The organism is Enterobacter sp. R4-368 (assembly GCF_000410515.1).
Classification (GTDB): domain Bacteria; phylum Pseudomonadota; class Gammaproteobacteria; order Enterobacterales; family Enterobacteriaceae; genus Kosakonia.
In genome coordinates this window covers 4,444,591-4,465,866 of the sequence record NC_021500.1, presented here as the reverse complement: position 1 = coordinate 4,465,866, position 21,276 = coordinate 4,444,591, and the positions used below count along the sequence as shown (strand labels likewise).

Sequence of the window (21,276 nt, the reverse complement as noted above, 5' to 3'; positions counted from 1 at the left end):
TATGAATCAGTTGCAGGCACTGTTTGGCGGTACATTCGATCCGGTCCATTATGGACACCTGAAACCTGTGGAAGCGCTGGCGAACCAGATTGGCCTTTCCAGGGTGATCATCATGCCCAATAACGTGCCGCCACACCGCGCACAACCGGAGGCCAGCAGCCAGCAACGCAAAAAAATGGTCGAGCTGGCCATTGCCGACAAGCCCTTATTCACCCTTGATGAACGCGAACTTCGCCGCGACACCCCATCATACACGGCGCAAACCTTACAAGAGTGGCGGGAAGAGCAAGGTACGCGACACCCACTGGCGTTTATCATTGGCCAGGATTCACTGCTCACCTTCCCCACCTGGCATCACTACGAGACCATTCTGGATAACTGCCATCTGATTGTCTGCCGCCGCCCGGGTTACCCGCTGACGATGGAGCAGGAAGCGCACCAGCAGTGGCTGGAAGCCCATCTCACCACCAATCCTGAAGAGCTGCATGTTTTACCCGCCGGACGGATTTACCTTGCCGAAACGCCGTGGTTCAACATTTCGGCAACGCTTATCCGTGAACGGCTGGAGCACGGTGAAAAGTGTGATGATCTGCTCCCTGAGTCCGTCCTGGCATATATCAACGAGCAGAGTTTGTACCGCTGATCACCGCCGCCATGGCAGCGATGAGCCGATCATTCTCCCTTTCGCTTCGCACCGCCACACGATAATAGCGCGCATCGAGCCCTGGATAATTGGCGCAGCTACGAATCAAAATATGGCGGGAAAGCAAGGCCTGTTGTAACTCCAGACCCGGCACGTCACAGCGCAAAAAAAGATAGTTTGCACAGCCAGGCCAGACCGTTAACCCCGACAGCACACTTAGCGCGGCGAACAGACGCGGACGTTCGTTATTGAGCCAGTTCCAGCTTGCCTGCTGATAGTCACTGTCCTGCAAAATTACCTCACCGGCGAGCGCGGCAAAGGCATTGATGGACCATGGCATCTGCGCATCGCGCATAGACCGGACTTGCTGTTCGTTGCTGCCCAGCACATACCCCAGTCGCAGGCCAGGAATGGCGTAAAACTTGGTGAGTGAACGCAGCACCCAAACGTGCGGATTGTTTGCCAGATAAGGAATAAAACCTTCGCGTTCAGCAATAAAATCCATGAAGGCTTCGTCGAGGACAAGCGTAATTTCCAGCGATTTACAACGGGCGGCAATCGCGTGCAGCAGAGCCTCGTCCGGCAACAAACCGGTGGGGTTATTGGGTGTACAGAGAAATAAACAGTCGAGATCGGCGGTCAGCGCGCCCAGCAACGCATCAGTAAGCTGCCAGCCATCACTCTCACGTAATTGATAGTCGCGAATCCCGCAGTCCACCAACGCCAGCGCCCGGCGATACTCGGCAAACCCAGGCGTTATCAGCATCACTTGACGTGGCTTAAGCATGTTGACCAGCGCAAAGATCGCTTCCGTTTCACCATTTCCGGCAAGTATCCATGAAGCGGGCACCTGGTGATGAGCCGCCAGTACCTGATGCAGACGCTGATACTCAACATCCGGGTAGCGCTCGGCGAGCGACAGATTATTTTGCAACGCATGTTTAAGCGATGCCGGCATGCCAGCCGGATTAATGTTGGCACTGAAATCAAGCAACTGCTCCGCTGATATCCCCAACAATTCTGCCGCCTCACGCGTGTTGCCACCATGCGCACTGTGAAACAAAGCCATCTTCCGCTCCGGTTAAAAGCCGTTATCTTAAACGAAAAAGAGGCCGTGATTGAGGGCGCGATGGTAAACTTTGCGCACAAATCCAGACGGGAGACCATCATGCGACTCTGGCTGATACGCCACGGAGAAACCGAAGCGAATGTCGCCGGGCTTTATAGCGGTCATTCACCGACTCCGCTGACGCCCAAGGGGCTGGCGCAGGCGAAAACTCTGCGCGATCTACTCGCTCATGTACCCTTCGATTATGTGCTGTGTAGCGAACTGGAGCGCGCGCAGCAGACGGCCGCGCGCGTGCTGGAATCGCGCACGCTGACCGTTCATACCACACCATTACTCAATGAGATGTTTTTTGGCGACTGGGAAATGCGCCATCATCGCGATTTAACGCGAGAAGATCCGCAAAACTATGCCGCCTGGTGTACCGACTGGCAGCACACCGTTCCTACCAATGGTGAAGGATTTCAGGCATTTTCTGCACGAATTGAGCAAGTTATTGCGCTCGTTGCCGATATAAAAAGTCAGCACAAGAATGTGTTGATCGCCAGCCATCAGGGAGTTTTGAGTTTGTTGATCGCCCGCTTGCTCAACATGCCTGCTGCATCACTGTGGCATTTTCGTGTTGATCAAGGGTGCTGGAGCGCTATTGATATCCATGATGATTTCGCCACGCTGCGGGTATTAAATAGCCGGGCAGCATGGCACGCGGACGATGCATAGCCTGTTTTTCATGCATCCTATTCACACCACTGATTCGGTCATTGACACGCCCTCACAGGCTGTTATCCTCCGCGCGCAGAAATTGTTTTACAAAAATGGCAATGCAATCACGCGCCCGTGATGGGATGATAGCCAACTTTTAAACTTGCCGGGTCTCTCATACCCCGACAATCGATGCAGTTCAGGTATAATGTCAGGCCGTTCATTAACAGTACATTTTTTACTCACCCCAGGGGGAACACTTGCAGGGTAAAGCACTCCAGGATTTTGTTATCGACAAAATTGATGACCTGAAAGGTCAGGATATCGTCGCCATTGACGTTCAGGGTAAATCCAGTATCACCGACTGCATGATTATCTGCACCGGTACATCTACGCGTCACGTTATCTCTATTGCGGATCATGTGGTGCAGGAATCGCGCGCCGCCGGCATGATGCCGTTGGGTGTCGAAGGTGAAAGCGCCGCGGACTGGGTCGTTGTCGATTTAGGCGATGTGATTGTCCACGTCATGCAGGAAGAGAGCCGTCGCCTGTATGAGCTGGAAAAACTCTGGGGTTAATGCGTGAAACTGCAACTGGTCGCCGTCGGCACGAAAATGCCGGACTGGGTACAGACAGGTTTTAGTGAATACCTGCGCCGCTTTCCAAAAGATATGCCGTTCGAGTTAATCGAGATTCCGGCGGGAAAGCGCGGCAAGAACGCAGATATCAAACGCATTCTCGATAAAGAGGGTGAACTGATGCTAGCCGCGGCTGGCAAAAATCGTATCGTTACCCTTGATATTCCGGGCAAACCCTGGGATACGCCGCAGCTGGCAAACGAACTGGAACGCTGGAAGCAAGACGGGCGCGATGTCAGCTTGCTTATTGGCGGGCCGGAAGGGTTATCCCCGGCCTGCAAAGCGGCGGCAGAACAAAGTTGGTCACTCTCTGCGCTAACGTTACCTCACCCGCTGGTGCGCGTGCTGGTTGCCGAAAGCCTGTATCGCGCATGGAGTATTACCACCAACCATCCTTATCACCGTGAGTAACGACGAGTCTTGGGTAGATTAAGCAGCGGATGAAATTACAGAATTCTTTTCGCGACTATACGGCTGAGTCCGCGCTGTTTGTGCGCCGGGCGCTGGTCGCTTTTACGGGGATTTTGCTGCTTACCGGCGTGCTGGTAGCCAACCTTTATAACCTGCAAATCGTCCGTTTTGCGGACTACCAGACCCGCTCCAACGAAAACCGCATCAAGCTGGTGCCTATCGCGCCCAGCCGCGGCATTATCTACGATCGCAACGGCACGCCGCTGGCGCTGAACCGCACCATCTATCAGGTCGAGATGATGCCGGAGAAAGTTGATGATGTGCAGCAAACGCTGGATGCCCTGCGCGATGTGGTGGATCTGAATGACGACGATATCGCCAACTTCAAAAAAGAGCGCTCACGCTCGCACCGCTTCACCTCAATCCCGGTAAAAACTAACCTGACGGAAGTCCAGGTGGCGCGCTTTGCGGTAAACCAGTACCGTTTTCCCGGCGTTGAGGTCAAGGGCTATAAGCGCCGCTTTTATCCGTATGGTTCCGCGCTGACGCACGTTATTGGCTACGTGTCGAAAATTAACGATAAAGATGTCGAACGGCTGGATAAAGAGGGCAAGCTGGCAAACTACGCTGCCACCCACGATATCGGTAAACTGGGTATTGAGCGTTATTACGAAGATGTGCTGCACGGTCAGACCGGTTATGAAGAGGTGGAAGTCAACAACCGCGGCCGCGTGATCCGTCAGCTCAAAGAGGTGCCGCCACAGGCAGGTCACGATATCTACCTGACGCTGGATTTAAAACTTCAGCAATATATTGAAACGCTGCTCGCCGGCAGCCGTGCCGCTGTGGTCGTGACCGATCCACGCAATGGCAGCATTCTCGCGCTGGTGTCGATGCCAAGCTACGACCCGAACCTGTTTGTCGATGGCATTTCCAGCAAAGATTACTCTTCACTGTTAAACGACCCAAATACGCCGCTGATCAACCGCGCCACACAAGGGGTTTACCCGCCTGCGTCGACGGTGAAACCGTATGTGGCCGTTTCCGCACTCAGCGCCGGGGTGATCACGCGCAATACCAGCTTGTTCGATCCCGGCTGGTGGCAATTACCCGGCTCGGAAAAACGTTACCGCGACTGGAAAAAATGGGGTCACGGCCACCTGAATGTTACCAAGTCGCTGGAAGAATCCGCCGATACCTTCTTCTATCAGGTCGCCTATGATATGGGCATTGACCGCCTGGCAGAATGGATGGGCAAATTTGGCTACGGTCACTATACCGGCGTTGACCTCTCGGAAGAGCGCGCCGGGAACATGCCAACCCGCGAATGGAAACTGAAGCGCTTTAAAAAGCCGTGGTATCAGGGCGATACCATTCCAGTAGGGATAGGCCAGGGTTACTGGACAGCAACGCCATTGCAGATGAACAAAGCGATGATGACGCTGATTAATGACGGCGTTGTTAAAGTGCCGCACCTGCTGATGAGCACGGTAGAAGATGGCAAACAAGTGCCGTGGCAACAGCCGGCACAGCCGCCGGTGGGTGATATTCACTCTGGCTACTGGGAGATTGCCAAAGATGGGATGTATGGAGTAGCCAACCGTCCGAACGGTACGGGTCATAAGTATTTCGCCAACGCGCCGTACAAAGTCGCGGCGAAATCCGGTACCGCCCAGGTCTTTGGCTTGAAAGCCAACGAAACCTATAACGCCCACCGTATTGCCGAACGTCTGCGCGACCATAAACTAATGACGGCATTCGCCCCTTACGACAACCCGCAGGTCGCCGTCGCCGTCATTCTGGAAAACGGTGGCGCTGGTCCGGCGGTGGGTACGATTATGCGCCAGATCCTCGATCACATTATGCTTGGCGATAACAACACCGAGCTGCCAACGGAAAACCCGTCCACGGCAGCAGTGGAGGACCAATAACATGACGGATAATCCGAACAAGAAATCGTTCTGGGATAAAATCCACATCGATCCGGTGCTGCTGCTGATTATCCTTGCGCTGCTGTTTTACAGCGCGATCGTTATCTGGAGCGCCAGCGGCCAGGATATCGGTATGACCGAGCGCAAAATCGGCCAAATCGCCATGGGGCTGATTATCATGGTTATCCTGGCGCAGGTGCCGCCACGCGTCTATGAAGGTTGGGCGCCCTATCTCTACATTTTCTGCGTCGTGTTGCTTGTCGCGGTGGACGCTTTCGGCGCTATCTCAAAAGGCGCGCAGCGCTGGCTCGATTTGGGCGTGGTGCGTTTCCAGCCTTCAGAAATAGCCAAAATAGCCGTACCGTTGATGGTGGCGCGCTTTATTAACCGCGATGTCTGCCCGCCTTCGCTGAAAAATACCGCAATCGCGCTGGCGCTGATTTTCGTGCCGACGCTGCTGGTGGCGGCGCAACCGGATTTGGGAACCTCGATCCTCGTGGTGCTCTCCGGGCTGTTTGTGCTGTTTCTTTCCGGGTTAAGCTGGCGATTGATTGGCATTGCCGCAGTGCTGGTAGCGGCATTTATCCCCGTGTTGTGGTTCTTCCTGATGCATGATTATCAGCGCCAGCGCGTGATGATGCTGCTCGATCCGGAAACCGATCCGCTCGGCGCGGGCTATCATATTATTCAGTCAAAAATCGCCATCGGCTCTGGCGGTCTGAGCGGTAAAGGCTGGCTGCATGGAACCCAGTCGCAACTGGAGTTTCTGCCCGAACGCCATACCGACTTTATCTTTGCCGTGCTGGCAGAAGAGCTGGGCCTCATCGGCATCCTGATTTTGCTGGCGCTATATGTGTTGCTGATTATGCGTGGGCTGTGGATTGCCGCCCGGGCGCAAACCACGTTCGGACGCGTTATGGCCGGTGGTTTAATGTTGATTTTGTTCGTTTATGTGTTCGTAAATATTGGTATGGTGAGTGGTATCCTGCCAGTGGTGGGCGTTCCGCTGCCACTGATCAGTTACGGGGGTTCTGCCCTGATCGTACTCATGGCCGGGTTTGGTATCGTTATGTCGATCCATACCCACAGGAAAATGTTGTCAAAGAGCGTATAAGAGGTGGGCAATGCGTAAGCAATGGCTTGGGATCTGCATAGCAGCAGGATTACTGGCGGCATGTTCGAACGATGATGGTCAGCAGCAGACGACCGTAGCGCCGCAACCTGCGGTGTGTAACGGCCCTGTCGTTGAAATTAGCGGTGCGGAGCCTCATTACGAAGCGCCTGTCGCCACGGCGAATCAGGATTATGAACGCGACGGTAAGCGCTACAAAATTGTGCAGAATCCGGCGAACTTTAGCCAGGCGGGTTTTGCGGCGATTTACGATGCCGAACCCGGCAGTAATTTGACCGCCTCCGGCGAAGCGTTCGATCCGATGCAGCTTACCGCAGCGCATCCGACACTGCCCATACCGAGCTATGCGCGTATCACCAACCTGGCGAATGGTCGCATGATCGTGGTGCGTATTAACGATCGCGGCCCCTACGGTAACGATCGCGTAATTTCCCTGTCGCGCGCGGCAGCGGATCGACTGAATACCTCCAATAACACCAAAGTGCGTATCGATCCGATTATCGTTGCGCAGGATGGTTCCCTTTCCGGCCCGGGTATGGCGTGTACGAAAGTTGCACAGCAAACCTACGCCTTGCCAGCGCGTCCCGATCTTGGCGGCGGTCTTGGCAGTGTCTCTTCGGCTCCGCAGCCTGAAGAACCGCAGGGCAACGTACACGCGATCAGCAATGATACGCTGAAAAGCGACGACACCACTGCTGCGCCGGTACGTAGCGGTGGCTTCCTGGGCGCGCCAACCCCACTCGCCGCTGGCGTACTGGAAGGAAGCGCTAATACTTCCACCGCGACAGTAGCGCAACCTGCAACAACATCTGTGACGCCAACGGCTACGCCGGCCGCGCAGACTGCTCCGGCTGTACAAACTTACACACCGACGCGCACTTCGCCCGTTACAGCACCGGGTTCGGTACAGGGCAACGTACATACGGCCGCGCCTGCCAGTAGCGCTGCGGCGGCAAGCAGTGGCGGTTATATGGTGCAGGTGGGAGCCGTCAGCGATCAGACCCGTGCTCAGCAATATCAGCAGCGCCTGGCGCAGCAGTTTGCGGTTCCTGGCCGCGTCACGCAAAACGGTGCTGTCTGGCGCGTACAGTTAGGGCCGTTCAGCAACAAAGCGGACGCCAGCGCGTTGCAGCAACGTCTGCAAAACGAGGCGCAATTGCAGTCATTTGTCACGAATGCCCAGTAAACTTGCGAAGGTGTCTGACTTTGTCAACTTATGTCAGCAACATTAACAAAGTCATGCTGAAAGTCAGATGCCTGCATGTATAGCTTTTGCTATAGTAAGGCACTTTTTTAACTCCATCACGGATGTCGTTGTTCGACCATGAAGACCACTTTTTCCGTTCGTTTTATGCAGCGCCTGGCGCTCACCACGGCGCTGACTGCAGCCTCTCTTTCCGCTGCGCATGCCGATGACCTGAATATTAAGACCATGATCCCGGGCGTTCCGCAGATTGACGCGGAATCCTATATCCTGATCGACTATAACTCCGGCAAAGTGCTGGCTGAGCAAAACGCCGATGCGCGCCGCGATCCGGCAAGTCTGACCAAAATGATGACCAGCTATGTCATTGGCCAGGCCATGAAAGCGGGCAAATTTAAAGACAGCGATCTGGTCACGATTGGTAACGACGCCTGGGCGACCGGCAACCCGGTGTTCCGTGGCTCTTCCCTGATGTTCCTGAAACCTGGTATGCAAGTGCCAGTTTCCCAGTTGATCCGTGGTATCAACCTGCAATCCGGTAACGATGCCTGCGTGGCGATGGCCGATTATGTGGCGGGCAGCCAGGACGCGTTTGTCGGCCTGATGAATAACTATGTGAAAGCACTGGGCCTGCAAAACAGTCACTTCCAGACCGTACATGGCCTGGATGCTGATGGTCAGTACAGCTCCGCGCGTGACATGGCGCTGATTGGTCAGGCGCTGATCCGCGATGTGCCGAACGAATACTCCATTTATAAAGAGAAAGAGTTCACCTTTAACGGCATTCGTCAGACCAACCGTAATGGCCTGCTGTGGGATAACAGCTTGAATGTTGACGGGATTAAAACCGGTCATACCGATAAAGCGGGTTATAACCTGGTGGCGTCAGCGACCGAAGGCCAGATGCGCCTGATATCTGCTGTAATGGGTGGTCGCACGTTTAAAGGCCGTGAAACCGAAAGCAAGAAACTGCTGACCTGGGGCTTCCGTTTCTTTGAAACTGTAAGCCCAATTAAAGCCGGTAAAGAGTTTGCTTCAGAGCCTGCATGGTTTGGCGACAGCGATCGTGCTTCGCTGGGTGTTGATAAAGACGTGTACCTGACCATTCCGCGCGGCCGTATGAAAGATCTGAAAGCCAGCTATGTGCTGAACACCAGCGAGCTGCACGCACCGCTGCAGAAAAATCAGGTGGTTGGCTCTATTAACTTCCAGTTGGATGGCAAAACCATCGAACAGCGCCCGCTGGTGGTGCTGCAGGAGATCCCGGAAGGTAATTTCTTCGGCAAAATCATTGATTACATTAAATTGATGTTCCATCACTGGTTTGGCTAAAAATTGAACACTTGAAAGTGTGATTTCCGTCCCCATATACTTAGCATCTCAGAAAAACTCCTGCCCTTGCGGCAGGAGTTCTTATTTTTTACGCCGGAGCTGACATGAAAACCAATCTTAAAGAACTGCTTGAATTCCCGACTCCTTTTACTTACAAAGTGATGGGTCTGGCGAAACCAGAGCTGGTTGATCTGGTGGTTGAAGTGGTACAGCGCCATGCGCCAGGTGATTACTCTCCGCAGGTAAAACCGAGCAGCAAAGGCAATTACCACTCGGTATCCATCACCATTAACGCTACGCATATTGAGCAAGTTGAGACGCTGTACGAAGAACTCGGCAATATCGAAATTGTTCGTATGGTGCTGTAATTGTTCATCACGTTACCCGGAGCCATTCGGGTAACGTTTTCGCTGTGATATACTTCCCCCACTCTTTTTCTCCCCCGGGGATGCCGTTTTGTCTCAGGACACCATTCTTATCCGCAATCTTGGTTTGCAGCCTTATGATCCGATTTCTCGGGCAATGCATGAATTCACAGATGCTCGCGACGAGACGACGCCGGATGAAATCTGGCTGGTAGAACACCATCCCGTCTTTACGCAAGGCCAGGCTGGTAAAGCCGAACATGTGCTCGCCCCGGGGGATATTCCTGTGATCCAGAGCGATCGCGGCGGCCAGGTAACCTACCATGGACCTGGCCAGCAGGTAATGTATGTACTAATTAATCTGAAGCGGCGCAAAGTAGGCGTGCGCGAACTTGTCACATTGCTGGAAAATACCGTTATCAATACGCTGGCCACACTCGGGATTAACGCACAGGCGCGCGCTGACGCACCGGGTGTATATGTGCAAGGCAAGAAAATCTGTTCCCTGGGTCTGCGGATCCGTAAAGGGTGCTCATTCCATGGCCTGGCGCTGAATATCGATATGGATTTGGCGCCGTTTATGCGCATCAATCCTTGCGGTTACGCCGGTATGGAAATGACCCAGGTCAGCCAACTGGTGGAAAATAGCGATATGGATAAATTAAGGACGATTCTTATCCAGCAATTTTTAGCGCTACTAAACAATCCACCGCATCAATATATGAGCGCTTAATATATCATGTATAGAAGCCCGCATTTTGTGCGGGTAGTTATTTATTTGGCCTGTTAGCGCTTTACAATAGAAGCTATATTCTCTATTTTCAACCTGCCTGCTTTGTCGGGAAAATTAGCATTAAAGCACGTTGCCAGGCTTTGTATACACGCTCCAGTCCAATCTTTTTTTAGTGTATTGTCTGGCCTCGCGATGAAAAACTACGTCATGATGACGAGAGACAGGATGTTTACTCAAGTTAATAATCAACAAAAAAAATAAATTCAACTATCATTCAGATTTTGAATGAATACGGAGCACAAGCGTGGATAATAATAACCTGCAGGAAAAGCGAATAACCGTGCGCCCCGACGATGATAAGCCGCAAGTCTTCAGAACGCTGCGCAATATTGATCTCAATTTACTGACTATTTTTGAGGCAGTATATGTGCACAAAGGGATAGTCAACGCGGCGAAAGTGCTCAATTTAACGCCTTCCGCAATTAGCCAGTCCATTCAAAAATTACGCGCAATATTTCCCGATCCGCTTTTCATTCGTAAAGGTCAGGGCGTGACGCCTACGGCTTATGCTTCCCATCTGCACGAATATATCAGCCAGGGACTGGAGTCTATTCTTGGCGCATTAGATCTGACCGGCAGCTATGACAAACAACGTACGATTACCATCGGCACGCCACCATCGATTGGTGCATTAGTTATACCTGTTATCTTCCAGGCAATAAAAGAGAGTTCGCCGCATCTGATGATGCGTAATATTCCTGTTAATGATGCGGAAAGCCAGCTCAGCCAGTTTCAAATCGATTTAATTATTGATACGCATATTGCAGGCTCTCGTACCATTAATCATCACGTCCTCTATAGCGACCGTGTCATGCTGGTTTGCCGCAAAGGGCACCCTTGTTTAAATGGGCCGATTAATGAAGCGGTTTTACAACAGTACGAACACACGCTGCTCATGCTGGAAGGGCAAAATCTTAGCGGGCTTCGCCAGCGTGTACAGGATCTTTTCCCTGAGCGTCAGGTAAGCTTCAGTAGTTACAATATGTTTACGATTGCGGCACTGATCGGCAACAGCGATATGCTGGGATTAATGCCGGCGCGGCTGTTTAAGTTATTCAGTTGCTGTTGGCCGCTGGTTGAAATTGATTACCCGCCAATCAGTAACGAGCACCTTGAAATCTCGCTTTTTTACAATAAGTTGAGCCTGCGTGATCCGGTGCTGGAAAGCGTTATTAACGTTATACGACGGGCTTTTTAACGCCCGTCCGTGCCAGGCGAAAGCGCTAACCCTTATTGGGCATTTGGCACAAAACAACAACTATTTTACAAATTGCCCCGTTGTCAGGCTGCTTTCTATCCCCCATCAATGGTATACTGCACGCAAGTTAATTCAAAAATAGTTGATAAATACAACATTCATTTGAATTGAAATGCTTACTTCGTTATCCGCAACTGGAACACGCACGCTATGAGTAAACCCATTGTGATGGAACGCGGTGTTAAGTACCGCGATGCCGATAAAATGGCGCTTATCCCGGTTAAAAATGTGGCGACAGAGCGCGAAGCCCTGTTAAGAAAACCGGAATGGATGAAAATCAAACTCCCGGCCGACTCCTCCCGTATCCAGGGTATTAAAGCAGCCATGCGCAAAAACGGGCTGCACTCTGTGTGCGAAGAGGCTTCCTGCCCGAACCTTGCTGAGTGTTTCAACCACGGTACGGCAACCTTTATGATCCTTGGTGCTATCTGCACGCGCCGTTGCCCATTCTGCGATGTGGCACACGGACGTCCTGTGGCGCCGGATGCCAACGAACCGCAAAAACTGGCGCAGACCATTGCTGATATGGCGCTGCGTTATGTGGTTATCACCTCTGTAGACCGTGACGATTTGCGTGATGGCGGTGCTCAGCATTTTGCTGATTGCATTACCGCCATCCGTGAAAAAAGCCCATCGATCAAAATCGAAACGCTGGTGCCGGATTTTCGAGGCCGCATGGATCGTGCGCTGGATATCCTCACCGCCACGCCGCCGGATGTCTTTAACCACAATCTGGAGAACGTGCCGCGTATTTACCGCCAGGTTCGCCCGGGCGCGGATTACAACTGGTCGCTGAAACTTCTGGAGCGTTTTAAAGAAGCACATCCGGAAATCCCAACAAAATCCGGTCTGATGGTTGGCTTAGGTGAAACCAACGCAGAGATCATTGAGGTTATGCGCGATCTGCGCCGTCACGGCGTGACGATGCTGACGCTGGGCCAATATTTACAGCCAAGCCGCCATCACCTGCCGGTACAGCGCTATGTCAGCCCGGATGAGTTTGACGAAATGAAAGAGGAAGCACTGGCGATGGGCTTCACCCATGCGGCGTGTGGCCCGTTCGTTCGTTCCTCTTACCATGCCGATCTGCAGGCAAAAGGCGTGGAAGTGAAGTAATACTTGCTTACACAGCAGACAAAAAAACCGGCTTCTGCGCCGGTTTTTTTTCGCCTGTCAAAGCCGCTGTTACTCTTTGTGAGAGAGTTTTTCTGCTGTGACTTCGTCAGCTTTTTTCGCTGCATCATCATCATTCATGGCTTTTTTAAAGCCCTTGATGGCTGCGCCCAGGTCACCGCCGAGCGTACGCAATTTTTTGGTTCCAAACAGCAGAACAACCAGTGCGGCCACAACCAGCAGTTTGGTAATACTAATCTCACCCATAGATACCTTCTTTCGTAAAACAGGCTGCAAAAAACGCCATTATAACCGGACTTCATTAACGGTCATTCGACGCGCGCACACAATAGCAATGTGTAACGAGATGAATCAAGTGTTGTTTAAAAAAACATCACACTAAATGTGGTGCAGCGAAACGGCGATTACGTAACACCGGCAGTGCCTCGCGGGTCTGCACCACACGTTCAGGCGAGACCTCGGCGAAAATAAGCTGTGGCACTTGCGCCGCCGCCGCAACCGTCACGCCCTGCGGATCAACGACCCGGCTCTGCCCGATATTTTTATTGCCGCATTCGCCTGCCGCGACAATATAACATGTTGTGTCCAGCGCCCTTGCCGAGAGCAGCGTCGCCCAGTGCTGCTCCTTGAGGGGACCGCGTACCCAGGCGGCAGGCAACACCAGCAGTTCTGCCCCTTGCAACGCCAGCGACAAAGCCAGCTCCGGGAAACGCAGATCGTAGCACGTCATCAACCCGACCTTCATGCCCTCCACCTCAATCAACGGCGGAATATCGCGCCCGGCGTCCACCCGCGCAGATTCCTGCATGTTGAATGCGTCATACAAATGCAGCTTGGCATACTGCGCGATCACCTCTCCACCGCGCAATACCACCAGCGTATTAACTGCCCTGCCCTCGGTTGACGGAACATGCACCGTCAACACCGTCGTCAACGCATTACGCTGGCTCTCCGTACGCAACAGGCTCAGAAAGCCGCCATCAAGCGTCTGCGCCGATTTGACCGAAAGGTGTGGGTCAGCATCATCTCTTGCCAGTAATGCCTCTGGCAGCACCAGCAGCGACGCCTGACGAGCTGCCGCCTGTGCCATCAACGCAACACACGTCTGCGCATTGGTCCGCCAGTCTGGCGTGACCGCAAATTGCCCGGCTGCAACAATCATCTTTAGTCCTCTCGCTTCGTCGCGATAGCCAGAAAATAGCCGCGACGCTAAACTCAACACTCTAACAAATCAAATAGCAGGATCTCACGGTGTTACAACTTCTTTTAGCGGTATTTATTGGCGGTGGAACCGGCAGCGTTGCGCGCTGGATGTTAAGCATGAAACTTAATCCGGCGCATCAGGCGATCCCTGTTGGGACGCTCACCGCCAACCTGCTCGGCGCGTTTATTATCGGTATGGGGTTAGCGTGGTTCAATCGGATGACGCACATCGATCCCGTCTGGAAAGTACTGTTAACCACCGGTTTTTGTGGCGGTCTGACTACCTTTTCTACCTTTTCCGCGGAAGTGGTGTTCTTGTTACAGGAGGGGCGAATTAACTGGGCGCTGCTGAACGTGGCGGTAAACCTGCTGGGCTCGTTTGCTATGACGGCACTGGCGTTTTGGCTATTTTCCTCAGTTAACGCAAACTGAAAGGATAAAAAAACCCGCCTTACGGCGGGTTTTGGAATTCTTACTGTACGTACGTAGCTGAATTAAACAGGCATTACGTTCGCAGCAGATGGGCCTTTGGCACCGTTAGTGATTTCAAACTCAACGCGCTGACCTTCAGCCAGGGTTTTGAAACCATTGCTCTGGATTGCAGAGAAGTGTACGAACACGTCTTTGCTGCCATCTTCCGGAGTAATGAAACCGAATCCTTTGGATTCATTAAACCACTTAACGTTACCTTTAATCTTAGACATCAAAATTACCTTTACATGAAAAATCGACACAAATGCTGTGTCGGGTATCAGTACAACAATTGTGACGACTTTTGTCCAGTCGTTATTCGTGAAAAAGTGATAAATGTCGCTAACTTTTTTGCAAAAGTGAGTTTATTCCGCGTTTTAGGCGATGATTAAAATTTGTACATCGCCTTAACACCGCATTTGCAGCTAAAACTGAAAGCGCATCCAGGCAAAGTAAACGTTCCCGTTGTTATAGGTGCCCGGAATGTAGGTCATCTGGAAGGTCGCCGGGCCATAACCGATAGATGCCAGCGGCAACAGCACCGGAACGGGAATGTACTTCCAGTTATCACGCGCGGTAAACCCGGCCGTATAACCCAATCCCAGACGGAAGTTATCATCTGCCAGCGGACGCCATGTTTTCTCCCATCCGTAGCCGCCAATCGGCTCCCATTTGTTAAATGAATCTTTAAATGCCATCAGATAGAGGCCGTGCCAGTTCCCTTTTTCGTCCCAGCGTGACTGACCAAAACCCGCGCCCCATGGACGTTCGTTATAGCGGTCCGTTTTCTCCTTGTCATAGGCGAAACGCGCATGCCAGGTGATAGCAGGAACATAGAGATCATAATGCTCTGGCTGCTGCCAGGTTTGCTTCACATTGTCAGTAAAACTCGAGAACCAGGAATTCTCTGCAGCAAGCGCTGTGGTAACCACCGAAAACTGGCAAAATAAAGACAAAATAATAGCTAAAAACTTCTTATTTACAGACACCGTATTTATTCCATGTTATGCAACAACGTATATTCTTGGGCATGTTATCTGAATGGTTCCTTAACAAGATCGGATTAATTCTGAAAAAACCTACGGAATAATCGCAGTATTACGTCACTAAACACAGAATATCGTTCAATGCGCCCCATCACAGGGGCGCAAAAAAGCGACTAACGTTTGCGATGCAGTAAGAAATAAACTGCCGGGATAACCAACATCGACAGCAAAGGTGCCGTTATCATGCCGCCAATCATTGGCGCAGCGATACGGCTCATCACCTCCGAACCGCTGCCACCGCCCCACATAATGGGAAGCAGCCCCGCCATAATCGTCGCAACCGTCATTACCTTTGGCCGCACGCGGAGTACCGCACCTTCATGGATTGCCTGTAGCAGTACCTTATTTCCCCCCTCCGGTTCACGTGTGCGATATTTCTTAAGCGCGTGATTAAGATAGAGCACCATAATAACGCCGAACTCTGCCGCCACGCCGGCCAGAGCAATAAAACCGACCGCCCCCGCAACGGATAAATTATATCCCAGCAGCCACAATAACCAGACACCGCCAATCAACGAGAATGGTAATGTCCCCATTATTAACAGGGCATCAGATATACGCTTAAAGGTAATAAATAGCAGGACGAAGATAATCATTAGCGTTACCGGCAAAACGATTTTCAATTTTGCCGTGGCGCGTTCCAGATATTCAAACTGTCCGGACCACGAGAGCGTGACCCCCTGTGGCAGTTTCACCTGCTGCGCTACACGCTGCTGCATCTCGTCCACTGCCGATTTCAAATCGCGACCGCGCAGGTCAACGTAGATCCAGTTTGAGAGGCGCGCGTTCTCGCTTTTCAGCATGGGCGGCCCCTCTTTCACCACGATATCCGCCAGTTCACCTAACGCGATCTGGCTGCCATTTTCGGTGATCACCGGCAATTTACGCAAATCATCGACGTTATCTCGTATTTCTCGCGGGTAACGTACATTGACAGGATATCGCTCCCGCCCCTGCAGCACTTCGCCAATATTTTCCCCACCAACCAGCGTAGAGACCAGCGATTGCAACTCTTTTACCGACACACCATAACGCGCAGCCTGCTGCCGGTTAATGTTGATATCGACGTAGCGCCCCCCCGCCAGACGCTCGGCCAGTGCCGATGTTACGCCTGGCACTGTTTTCACCACCTGCTCGATTTGCTGCGCCACACGTTCAATATCAGCAATATTATTGCCGTTCACCTTAATCCCCACCGGGCTTTTGATCCCGGTTGCCAGCATATCCAGGCGGTTACGGATAGGCGGCACCCAGACATTGGCAATGCCCGGCACCCTGACGGTTTTATCCAGTTCTTCCACCAGTTTTTCCGGCGTCATGCCTGGCCGCCACTGGTCGCGTGGTTTAAAGCGAATAGTGGTTTCCAGCATGGTTAATGGGGCAGGATCGGTCGCGCTCTCTGCTCGGCCTGCTTTACCAAACACGCTCGCCACTTCCGGCACGCTTTTAATCAGCCGGTCAGTCTGCTGCAATAAACGCCCGGCTTCCCGCGCAGAGATCCCCGGTAACGTCGACGGCATATACAGTAAATCGCCTTCGTTGAGCGGCGGCATAAACTCACTGCCCAGCCGACTCAACGGCCATAACGTTGCCAGCAACAGCAACAACGCCACCGCCAGTGTCGCTTTCGGCCACGCCAGCACTTTATCCAGCAGTGGCTCATACAGGCGAATCAGGAAACGGTTAATGGGGTTGGCTTTCTCATCAGGGATCTTGCCGCGAATAAACAAGCCCATCAGCACCGGAACCAGCGTGATACCAAGCCCGGCCGCTACAGCCATCGCCCAGCTCTTGGTGAATGCCAGCGGCGAGAACATACGCCCTTCCTGCGCTTCGAGTGAAAACACAGGAATAAACGACAAGGTAATGATCAGCAGGCTGCAAAATAACGCCGGCCCCACTTCGACTGCAGCCAGTTCTGAAAAATGCCAGTAATCCGCTCCGGTCGGCTGTCGATCAGGGTTATCGTGCCGCCACTGCTCCATCACCTTGTGCATATTCTCGATCATCACAATGGCCGCATCCACCATTGCGCCGATAGCAATCGCAATCCCGCCAAGCGACATGATATTGGCGTTGATGCCCTGGTAATGCATGACGATAAACGCGCCGAGGATCCCCAGCGGCAGTGACACAATTGCCACTAATGCCGAACGGAAATGGAACAGGAACAGCGTGCAAACCAGCGCAACAACGATAAATTCCTCAATCAATTTATGCGTCAGCGTTTCAACCGCGCTCTCAATCAGTGTCGAGCGATCATAAACCGGTACGATCGCCACACCGTCGGGCAGCGTTTTTTGCACCTCGCTGAGTTTCGCTTTCACTGCATGAATGGTATCGAGCGCGTTTTTGCCATAACGCATAACGATAATGCCGCCCGCGACTTCACCTTCGCCATTATATTCCGCCACGCCGCGGCGTAGCTCAGGCCCCAGGCGCACCGTCGCTACATCTGAAAGCATCACCGGTACACCATCCCGGCTGGCGATCACTATCTGGCGAAAATCCGCCAGTTGCCGCAGGTAACCGGTGGTGCGCACCATAAATTCGGCTTCGCCCATCTCCAGCAGCGCACCGCCGCTCTCCTGGTTCGCCGCCTGCACAGCGCTGACGATCTGTTCATGGGTAATATTCAGCGCCCGCATTTTCGCGGGATCCGGCACAATCTGATATTGCCGAACCATACCGCCAACACTTGCCACTTCCGCAACGTTCGGCACGGTTTTAAGTTCAAATTTCAGCGTCCAGTCCTGCAACGCGCGCAAATCCGCCAGATTATGTTTACCGCTGCGATCCACCAGCGCGTACTCATAAATCCAGCCCACACCGGTTGCATCCGGCCCTAACCCAACGTTCACGCCTGCAGGCAATGAAGACTGGATTTGGCTTAAGTTCTCCAGCACACGAGAACGCGCCCAGTAGAGATCGGTATCATCATCAAACAGCACATAGACATAGGCATCGCCAAACATCGAGTAGCCGCGCACCGTTTTCGCCCCCGGCACGGAAAGCATGGCGGTAGTCAACGGATAAGTCACTTGATCTTCAATAAGTTGCGGCGCTTTACCCGGATAGCTGGCACGAATAATCACCTGTACATCGGAGAGATCCGGCAGAGCATCCAGCGGCGCGCGCTGGATTGACCAAATCCCCCAGCCGGTGAGCACCAGCGCAGCCAGCAGGATTAACAAGCGGTTACGCAGCGAGGCGCGAATCACGGCAGCAATCATTTCATCGTCTCCTGCGTGGGCATCAGATGAGTAATGACAGCACCCTGCTCGTCATCGAGCGTAAAGCTGAACATCACCTTATCGCCCACTTTGATGGCGGGTTCAGGCTGTTTAAGAACGAAGTCCATCGTCATCGCTCCCCAGTTCAGCGCCGGGATCGGCTGGTGCGACAGCGTGATGCTGCCAGCATCAATTGCTTTCACCACACCGGTTGCGTCGTAGGTTTGCACTTTCTTCGCGGGAGTTTGCGGCGCCTGTTGGTGCGGCAGTGCGCTACGCAAGCTCGCTTCTGAGTCAATCAGGAACTGGCCGGAGGTCACGACCTTATCGCCCTCCTGCAATCCGGACAGCACTTCGGTCCAGCCCTCTGCCTTACGCCCGGTGGTGACGTTAACGGCCTGGAAATGCCCGTCACCCGTCGCCAGTAACACGCGGCTTGCCGCACCGGTTTCAATCAGTGCCTCTTCCGGAATAGCCAGTACCGCGGGCTGTTGCGCCGAAGCAGGCTGCGTTACGGTCAGGAACATGCCGGGTTTAAGTTTTTGCTGTGGGTTATCCAGCACGATACGCGCTTTCAGCGTCCGGGTGGTGGTTTCAAGCTGCGGCAACAACTCACTGACGCGGCCGTGAAACTGCTCACCCGGCCAACTACCCGATGTGGCAATAATTTCGCTACCCGTAGTAAGCGCCTGCGCCTGGCTTTGCGGATAATCGACCACCAGCCAGACAGGATCAAGGTTCGCCAGCTCAAAGAGAACTTGCGTAGCGGCAACTTGCGCGCCTTCACGGGAATCAAGTTTCACCACATAGCCGTCACGATCGGCGCGCAGCGTGAGCCGGGTTTGCGGTTTCCCGCTACGCTCAACCGCGCGAATAATGGCATCCGGCATAAATTGCAACGCCAGCCGCTCGCGGGCGGCGCGCGTCAGTTCGCCATCGCCCAACTGGCGCACCGCCAGATACTCCTGCTGCGCCGTTGTCCATTGCGGGATCCACAGTTGCGCCAGCGCTTCGCCTTTCTTCACCCACTGTTGCGGCGCGCGGACAAACAGTTTTTCCACCACGCCCGCCGCCGGAGACGGCACGCTCTGAATGCTGCGCTCATCGGTGGTTACCGTGGCAAAGGCGGAAAACTCGTCAGCAAGCGCGCGTTTTTCCACCTTCGCCGTCGTCATCCCCAGGTTTTGCTGCTGCTGCGCACTGACGCTAACACCGCCGCTGGCAGGTGTTTCATCGGCATAACGCGGCACCAGGGGCATATCCATAAACGGGGATTTACCCGGCTTGTCAAAACGCTGATCCGGCACCATCGGATCGTACCAGTAGAGCACTTTTCGTTGTGTTGTTTGCTCGCCTGAAGCCGCAGGCGCACTATGCTGGCGACCGGCGAAATACCCTACGCCCGCCGCCAGGCAAGCCGCAATCACGACGGCTAAAATCGTTTTTTTCATTACCTTAACTCCTGCGGGATCAGCCAGCGGATTGCGGCCCATTTCTGCGCCATCTCTTTCTCGGCCTGGTTCACGGCCAGTTCGCTATCGAGCACATTACGTCGGGCCTCCAGTAACCCGGAGAGATCCGATTGCCCCGAACGGTATTGCGCCGCCAGTAACGTGGCCCGCTGACGAACCAGCGGCAGCACCTCGTCACGCTGGCGCATCCACAGCGTTTGCGCGGCGTTATATTCGGCAATGAGCGAATGCAGCTGTGCGGCGTGATCGCGCTCAGCCAGCGCCAACTGGTCGTTAGCCTGCATAGTGCGGGAAACATCAGCGGCGTGATCTTTATCCTGACGGTGCGACTGGAACAGCGGCAGATCGACGGTAAACATCACCCCGGCCATATCTTCATACCCTTCGGCGCGGCGTCCGTACCACACTTCCACCTCGACATCCGGAATGGCGGCAATGGCGGATTCGGCGGAACGGGCTTTCGCGCTGTTAGCCATACTGGCCGCAGCGATAATGTCCGGATGCTGCGCAATGCCCTGCTCCAGCGTTTTTTCATCCGCGGGCAGACGTTGATACCGTGGAATCTCGCCGGAAACGGCACTCACATCCTCGCCAGTCAACTGCGCCAGGCGAGTTTGCGCCAGTTGCACATCGCGTTCGGCGAGCGTGAGCTTGTCGCGCATTGCACTCAGGCCAACCCGGAAAGCCAGCACGCTGTCAGGTGCAGCATTGCCAGCTCCCACGCTGGCGCGCTGCGCGCCCTGCTGGCGTTCGGTTTCTGCCAGCAGTTTGCGTGCGGTCTGCAACGCCTGTTGTGAAAGCGCTAAGTCGAGCCACGCCTGGGCGGTGTCGCGCTGTAAATTGGCGCGCACGACGGCAGATTTGGCGCTAACACTTTGCGCTTCGGCTAACAACGTATCGGCTTTACGATCGCGTTTTTCGGCGCTGACATACTGCTGCATGATCCCGATCCGCTGCATCGTCATCCCTTCGCGGGTTAAACGGCGATCGTTGTTGCCCTGTACCGGGACGTTTTCAATACCGAATTTCAGCTTCGGGTCGGGTAACTGGCGGGCAGAATCTGCCATCGCATCCAGCGCCTGCGCTTCGTTGCGGTTAGCGGAAAGTTCGGCGGAATAGCGCTCAGCGGCGGCAAGGGTTTGCGTCAGCGTCAGTGACTCCGCCTGCGCGGCGGAGCACATCAGTCCAAGCAACACCCCGCCGAGCCGCAGGCTCAGCGAGTAACGTTTCATTGTTGCCCCC

21 protein-coding genes are annotated in these 21,276 nt (G+C 53.7%); 13 read left to right on the top strand and 8 right to left on the bottom strand.

Annotated elements, in window-relative coordinates; translation table 11 throughout:
- Nucleotide 1 precedes the first annotated feature (1 nt).
- A complete protein-coding gene (gene nadD, locus H650_RS20815; protein ID WP_110093705.1) occupies nt 2–643 on the top strand; it encodes a nicotinate-nucleotide adenylyltransferase in 642 nt (213 codons plus the stop codon).
- Here nadD and cobD read toward each other — a convergent pair.
- A complete protein-coding gene (gene cobD, locus H650_RS20810) occupies nt 618–1,712 on the bottom strand; it encodes a threonine-phosphate decarboxylase CobD (protein ID WP_020457009.1) in 1,095 nt (364 codons plus the stop codon). The genes nadD and cobD overlap by 26 nt on opposite strands.
- A 99-nt stretch (nt 1,713–1,811) precedes the next feature.
- Here cobD and H650_RS20805 point away from each other — a divergent pair, with 99 nt between their 5' ends.
- The 11 genes from H650_RS20805 (at nt 1,812) to lipA (ending at nt 12,591) form a co-directional block, all read left to right on the top strand.
- Complete coding sequence (locus H650_RS20805; protein ID WP_044489810.1) at nt 1,812–2,429, top strand: adenosylcobalamin/alpha-ribazole phosphatase; 618 nt, start codon at nt 1,812–1,814, stop codon at nt 2,427–2,429.
- Nucleotides 2,430–2,671: 242 nt separating this feature from the next.
- Complete coding sequence (rsfS, locus tag H650_RS20800; protein ID WP_017455887.1) at nt 2,672–2,989, top strand: ribosome silencing factor; 318 nt, start codon at nt 2,672–2,674, stop codon at nt 2,987–2,989.
- A 3-nt stretch (nt 2,990–2,992) separates the two neighbouring features.
- Entirely contained in the window at nt 2,993–3,460 is a 468-nt protein-coding gene (rlmH, locus tag H650_RS20795; protein ID WP_017455886.1) for a 23S rRNA (pseudouridine(1915)-N(3))-methyltransferase RlmH, read from the top strand.
- 29 nt (nt 3,461–3,489) lie between these two features.
- A complete protein-coding gene (gene mrdA, locus H650_RS20790; protein ID WP_020457006.1) occupies nt 3,490–5,391 on the top strand; it encodes a peptidoglycan DD-transpeptidase MrdA in 1,902 nt (633 codons plus the stop codon).
- Nucleotide 5,392: 1 nt separating this feature from the next.
- A complete protein-coding gene (gene mrdB, locus H650_RS20785; protein WP_020457005.1) occupies nt 5,393–6,505 on the top strand; it encodes a peptidoglycan glycosyltransferase MrdB in 1,113 nt (370 codons plus the stop codon).
- A 10-nt stretch (nt 6,506–6,515) separates the two neighbouring features.
- Entirely contained in the window at nt 6,516–7,709 is a 1,194-nt protein-coding gene (rlpA, locus tag H650_RS20780) for an endolytic peptidoglycan transglycosylase RlpA (RefSeq protein ID WP_020457004.1), read from the top strand.
- A 138-nt stretch (nt 7,710–7,847) separates the two neighbouring features.
- Nucleotides 7,848–9,059, top strand: coding sequence for a D-alanyl-D-alanine carboxypeptidase DacA (gene dacA / locus H650_RS20775; RefSeq protein ID WP_020457003.1), 1,212 nt, complete (start codon nt 7,848–7,850; stop codon nt 9,057–9,059).
- A 104-nt stretch (nt 9,060–9,163) separates the two neighbouring features.
- Entirely contained in the window at nt 9,164–9,427 is a 264-nt protein-coding gene (gene ybeD / locus H650_RS20770; RefSeq protein ID WP_017455881.1) for a DUF493 family protein YbeD, read from the top strand.
- Nucleotides 9,428–9,515: 88 nt separating this feature from the next.
- Nucleotides 9,516–10,157, top strand: a complete 642-nt coding sequence (gene lipB, locus H650_RS20765) for a lipoyl(octanoyl) transferase LipB (RefSeq protein ID WP_017455880.1) — start codon at nt 9,516–9,518, stop codon at nt 10,155–10,157.
- Nucleotides 10,158–10,461: 304 nt separating this feature from the next.
- Nucleotides 10,462–11,415: a YbeF family transcriptional regulator gene (locus H650_RS20760; RefSeq protein WP_020457002.1), complete on the top strand. Its 954-nt coding sequence runs from the start codon at nt 10,462–10,464 to the stop codon at nt 11,413–11,415.
- A gap of 210 nt (nt 11,416–11,625) precedes the next feature.
- Nucleotides 11,626–12,591, top strand: coding sequence for a lipoyl synthase (gene lipA, locus H650_RS20755; protein WP_020457001.1), 966 nt, complete (start codon nt 11,626–11,628; stop codon nt 12,589–12,591).
- A gap of 69 nt (nt 12,592–12,660) precedes the next feature.
- Here the strand turns inward: lipA and tatE are convergent, their stop codons facing one another.
- The gene (gene tatE / locus H650_RS20750) at nt 12,661–12,855 is read right to left on the bottom strand and encodes a twin-arginine translocase subunit TatE (RefSeq protein WP_017455877.1); all 195 of its coding nucleotides are present in this window, start codon (nt 12,853–12,855) and stop codon (nt 12,661–12,663) included.
- A 127-nt stretch (nt 12,856–12,982) separates the two neighbouring features.
- Nucleotides 12,983–13,771 (bottom strand): deaminated glutathione amidase, encoded by a 789-nt coding sequence (locus H650_RS20745; protein WP_020457000.1) that lies wholly within the window; start codon nt 13,769–13,771, stop codon nt 12,983–12,985.
- An 89-nt stretch (nt 13,772–13,860) separates the two neighbouring features.
- Between H650_RS20745 and crcB the strand changes: the two genes are divergently transcribed.
- A complete protein-coding gene (gene crcB, locus H650_RS20740; protein ID WP_017455875.1) occupies nt 13,861–14,244 on the top strand; it encodes a fluoride efflux transporter CrcB in 384 nt (127 codons plus the stop codon).
- A 62-nt stretch (nt 14,245–14,306) separates the two neighbouring features.
- Here the strand turns inward: crcB and cspE are convergent, their stop codons facing one another.
- The 5 genes from cspE to H650_RS20715 all read right to left on the bottom strand — a co-directional run bounded on the left by cspE (nt 14,307) and on the right by H650_RS20715 (nt 21,266).
- A complete protein-coding gene (gene cspE / locus H650_RS20735; protein ID WP_007373839.1) occupies nt 14,307–14,516 on the bottom strand; it encodes a transcription antiterminator/RNA stability regulator CspE in 210 nt (69 codons plus the stop codon).
- A gap of 192 nt (nt 14,517–14,708) precedes the next feature.
- On the bottom strand, nt 14,709–15,242 hold the full coding sequence (pagP, locus tag H650_RS20730) for a lipid IV(A) palmitoyltransferase PagP (protein WP_343180337.1): 534 nt from the start codon (nt 15,240–15,242) through the stop codon (nt 14,709–14,711).
- 200 nt (nt 15,243–15,442) lie between these two features.
- Nucleotides 15,443–18,562 (bottom strand): efflux RND transporter permease subunit, encoded by a 3,120-nt coding sequence (locus H650_RS20725; protein WP_020456998.1) that lies wholly within the window; start codon nt 18,560–18,562, stop codon nt 15,443–15,445.
- Nucleotides 18,559–20,013 (bottom strand): efflux RND transporter periplasmic adaptor subunit, encoded by a 1,455-nt coding sequence (locus H650_RS20720; protein WP_020456997.1) that lies wholly within the window; start codon nt 20,011–20,013, stop codon nt 18,559–18,561. The genes H650_RS20725 and H650_RS20720 overlap by 4 nt, the downstream gene beginning before the upstream one ends.
- A complete protein-coding gene (locus H650_RS20715; RefSeq protein WP_020456996.1) occupies nt 20,013–21,266 on the bottom strand; it encodes a TolC family protein in 1,254 nt (417 codons plus the stop codon). Before H650_RS20715 ends, H650_RS20720 begins: the two co-directional genes overlap by 1 nt.
- Between the last annotated feature and the right edge of the window lie 10 nt (nt 21,267–21,276).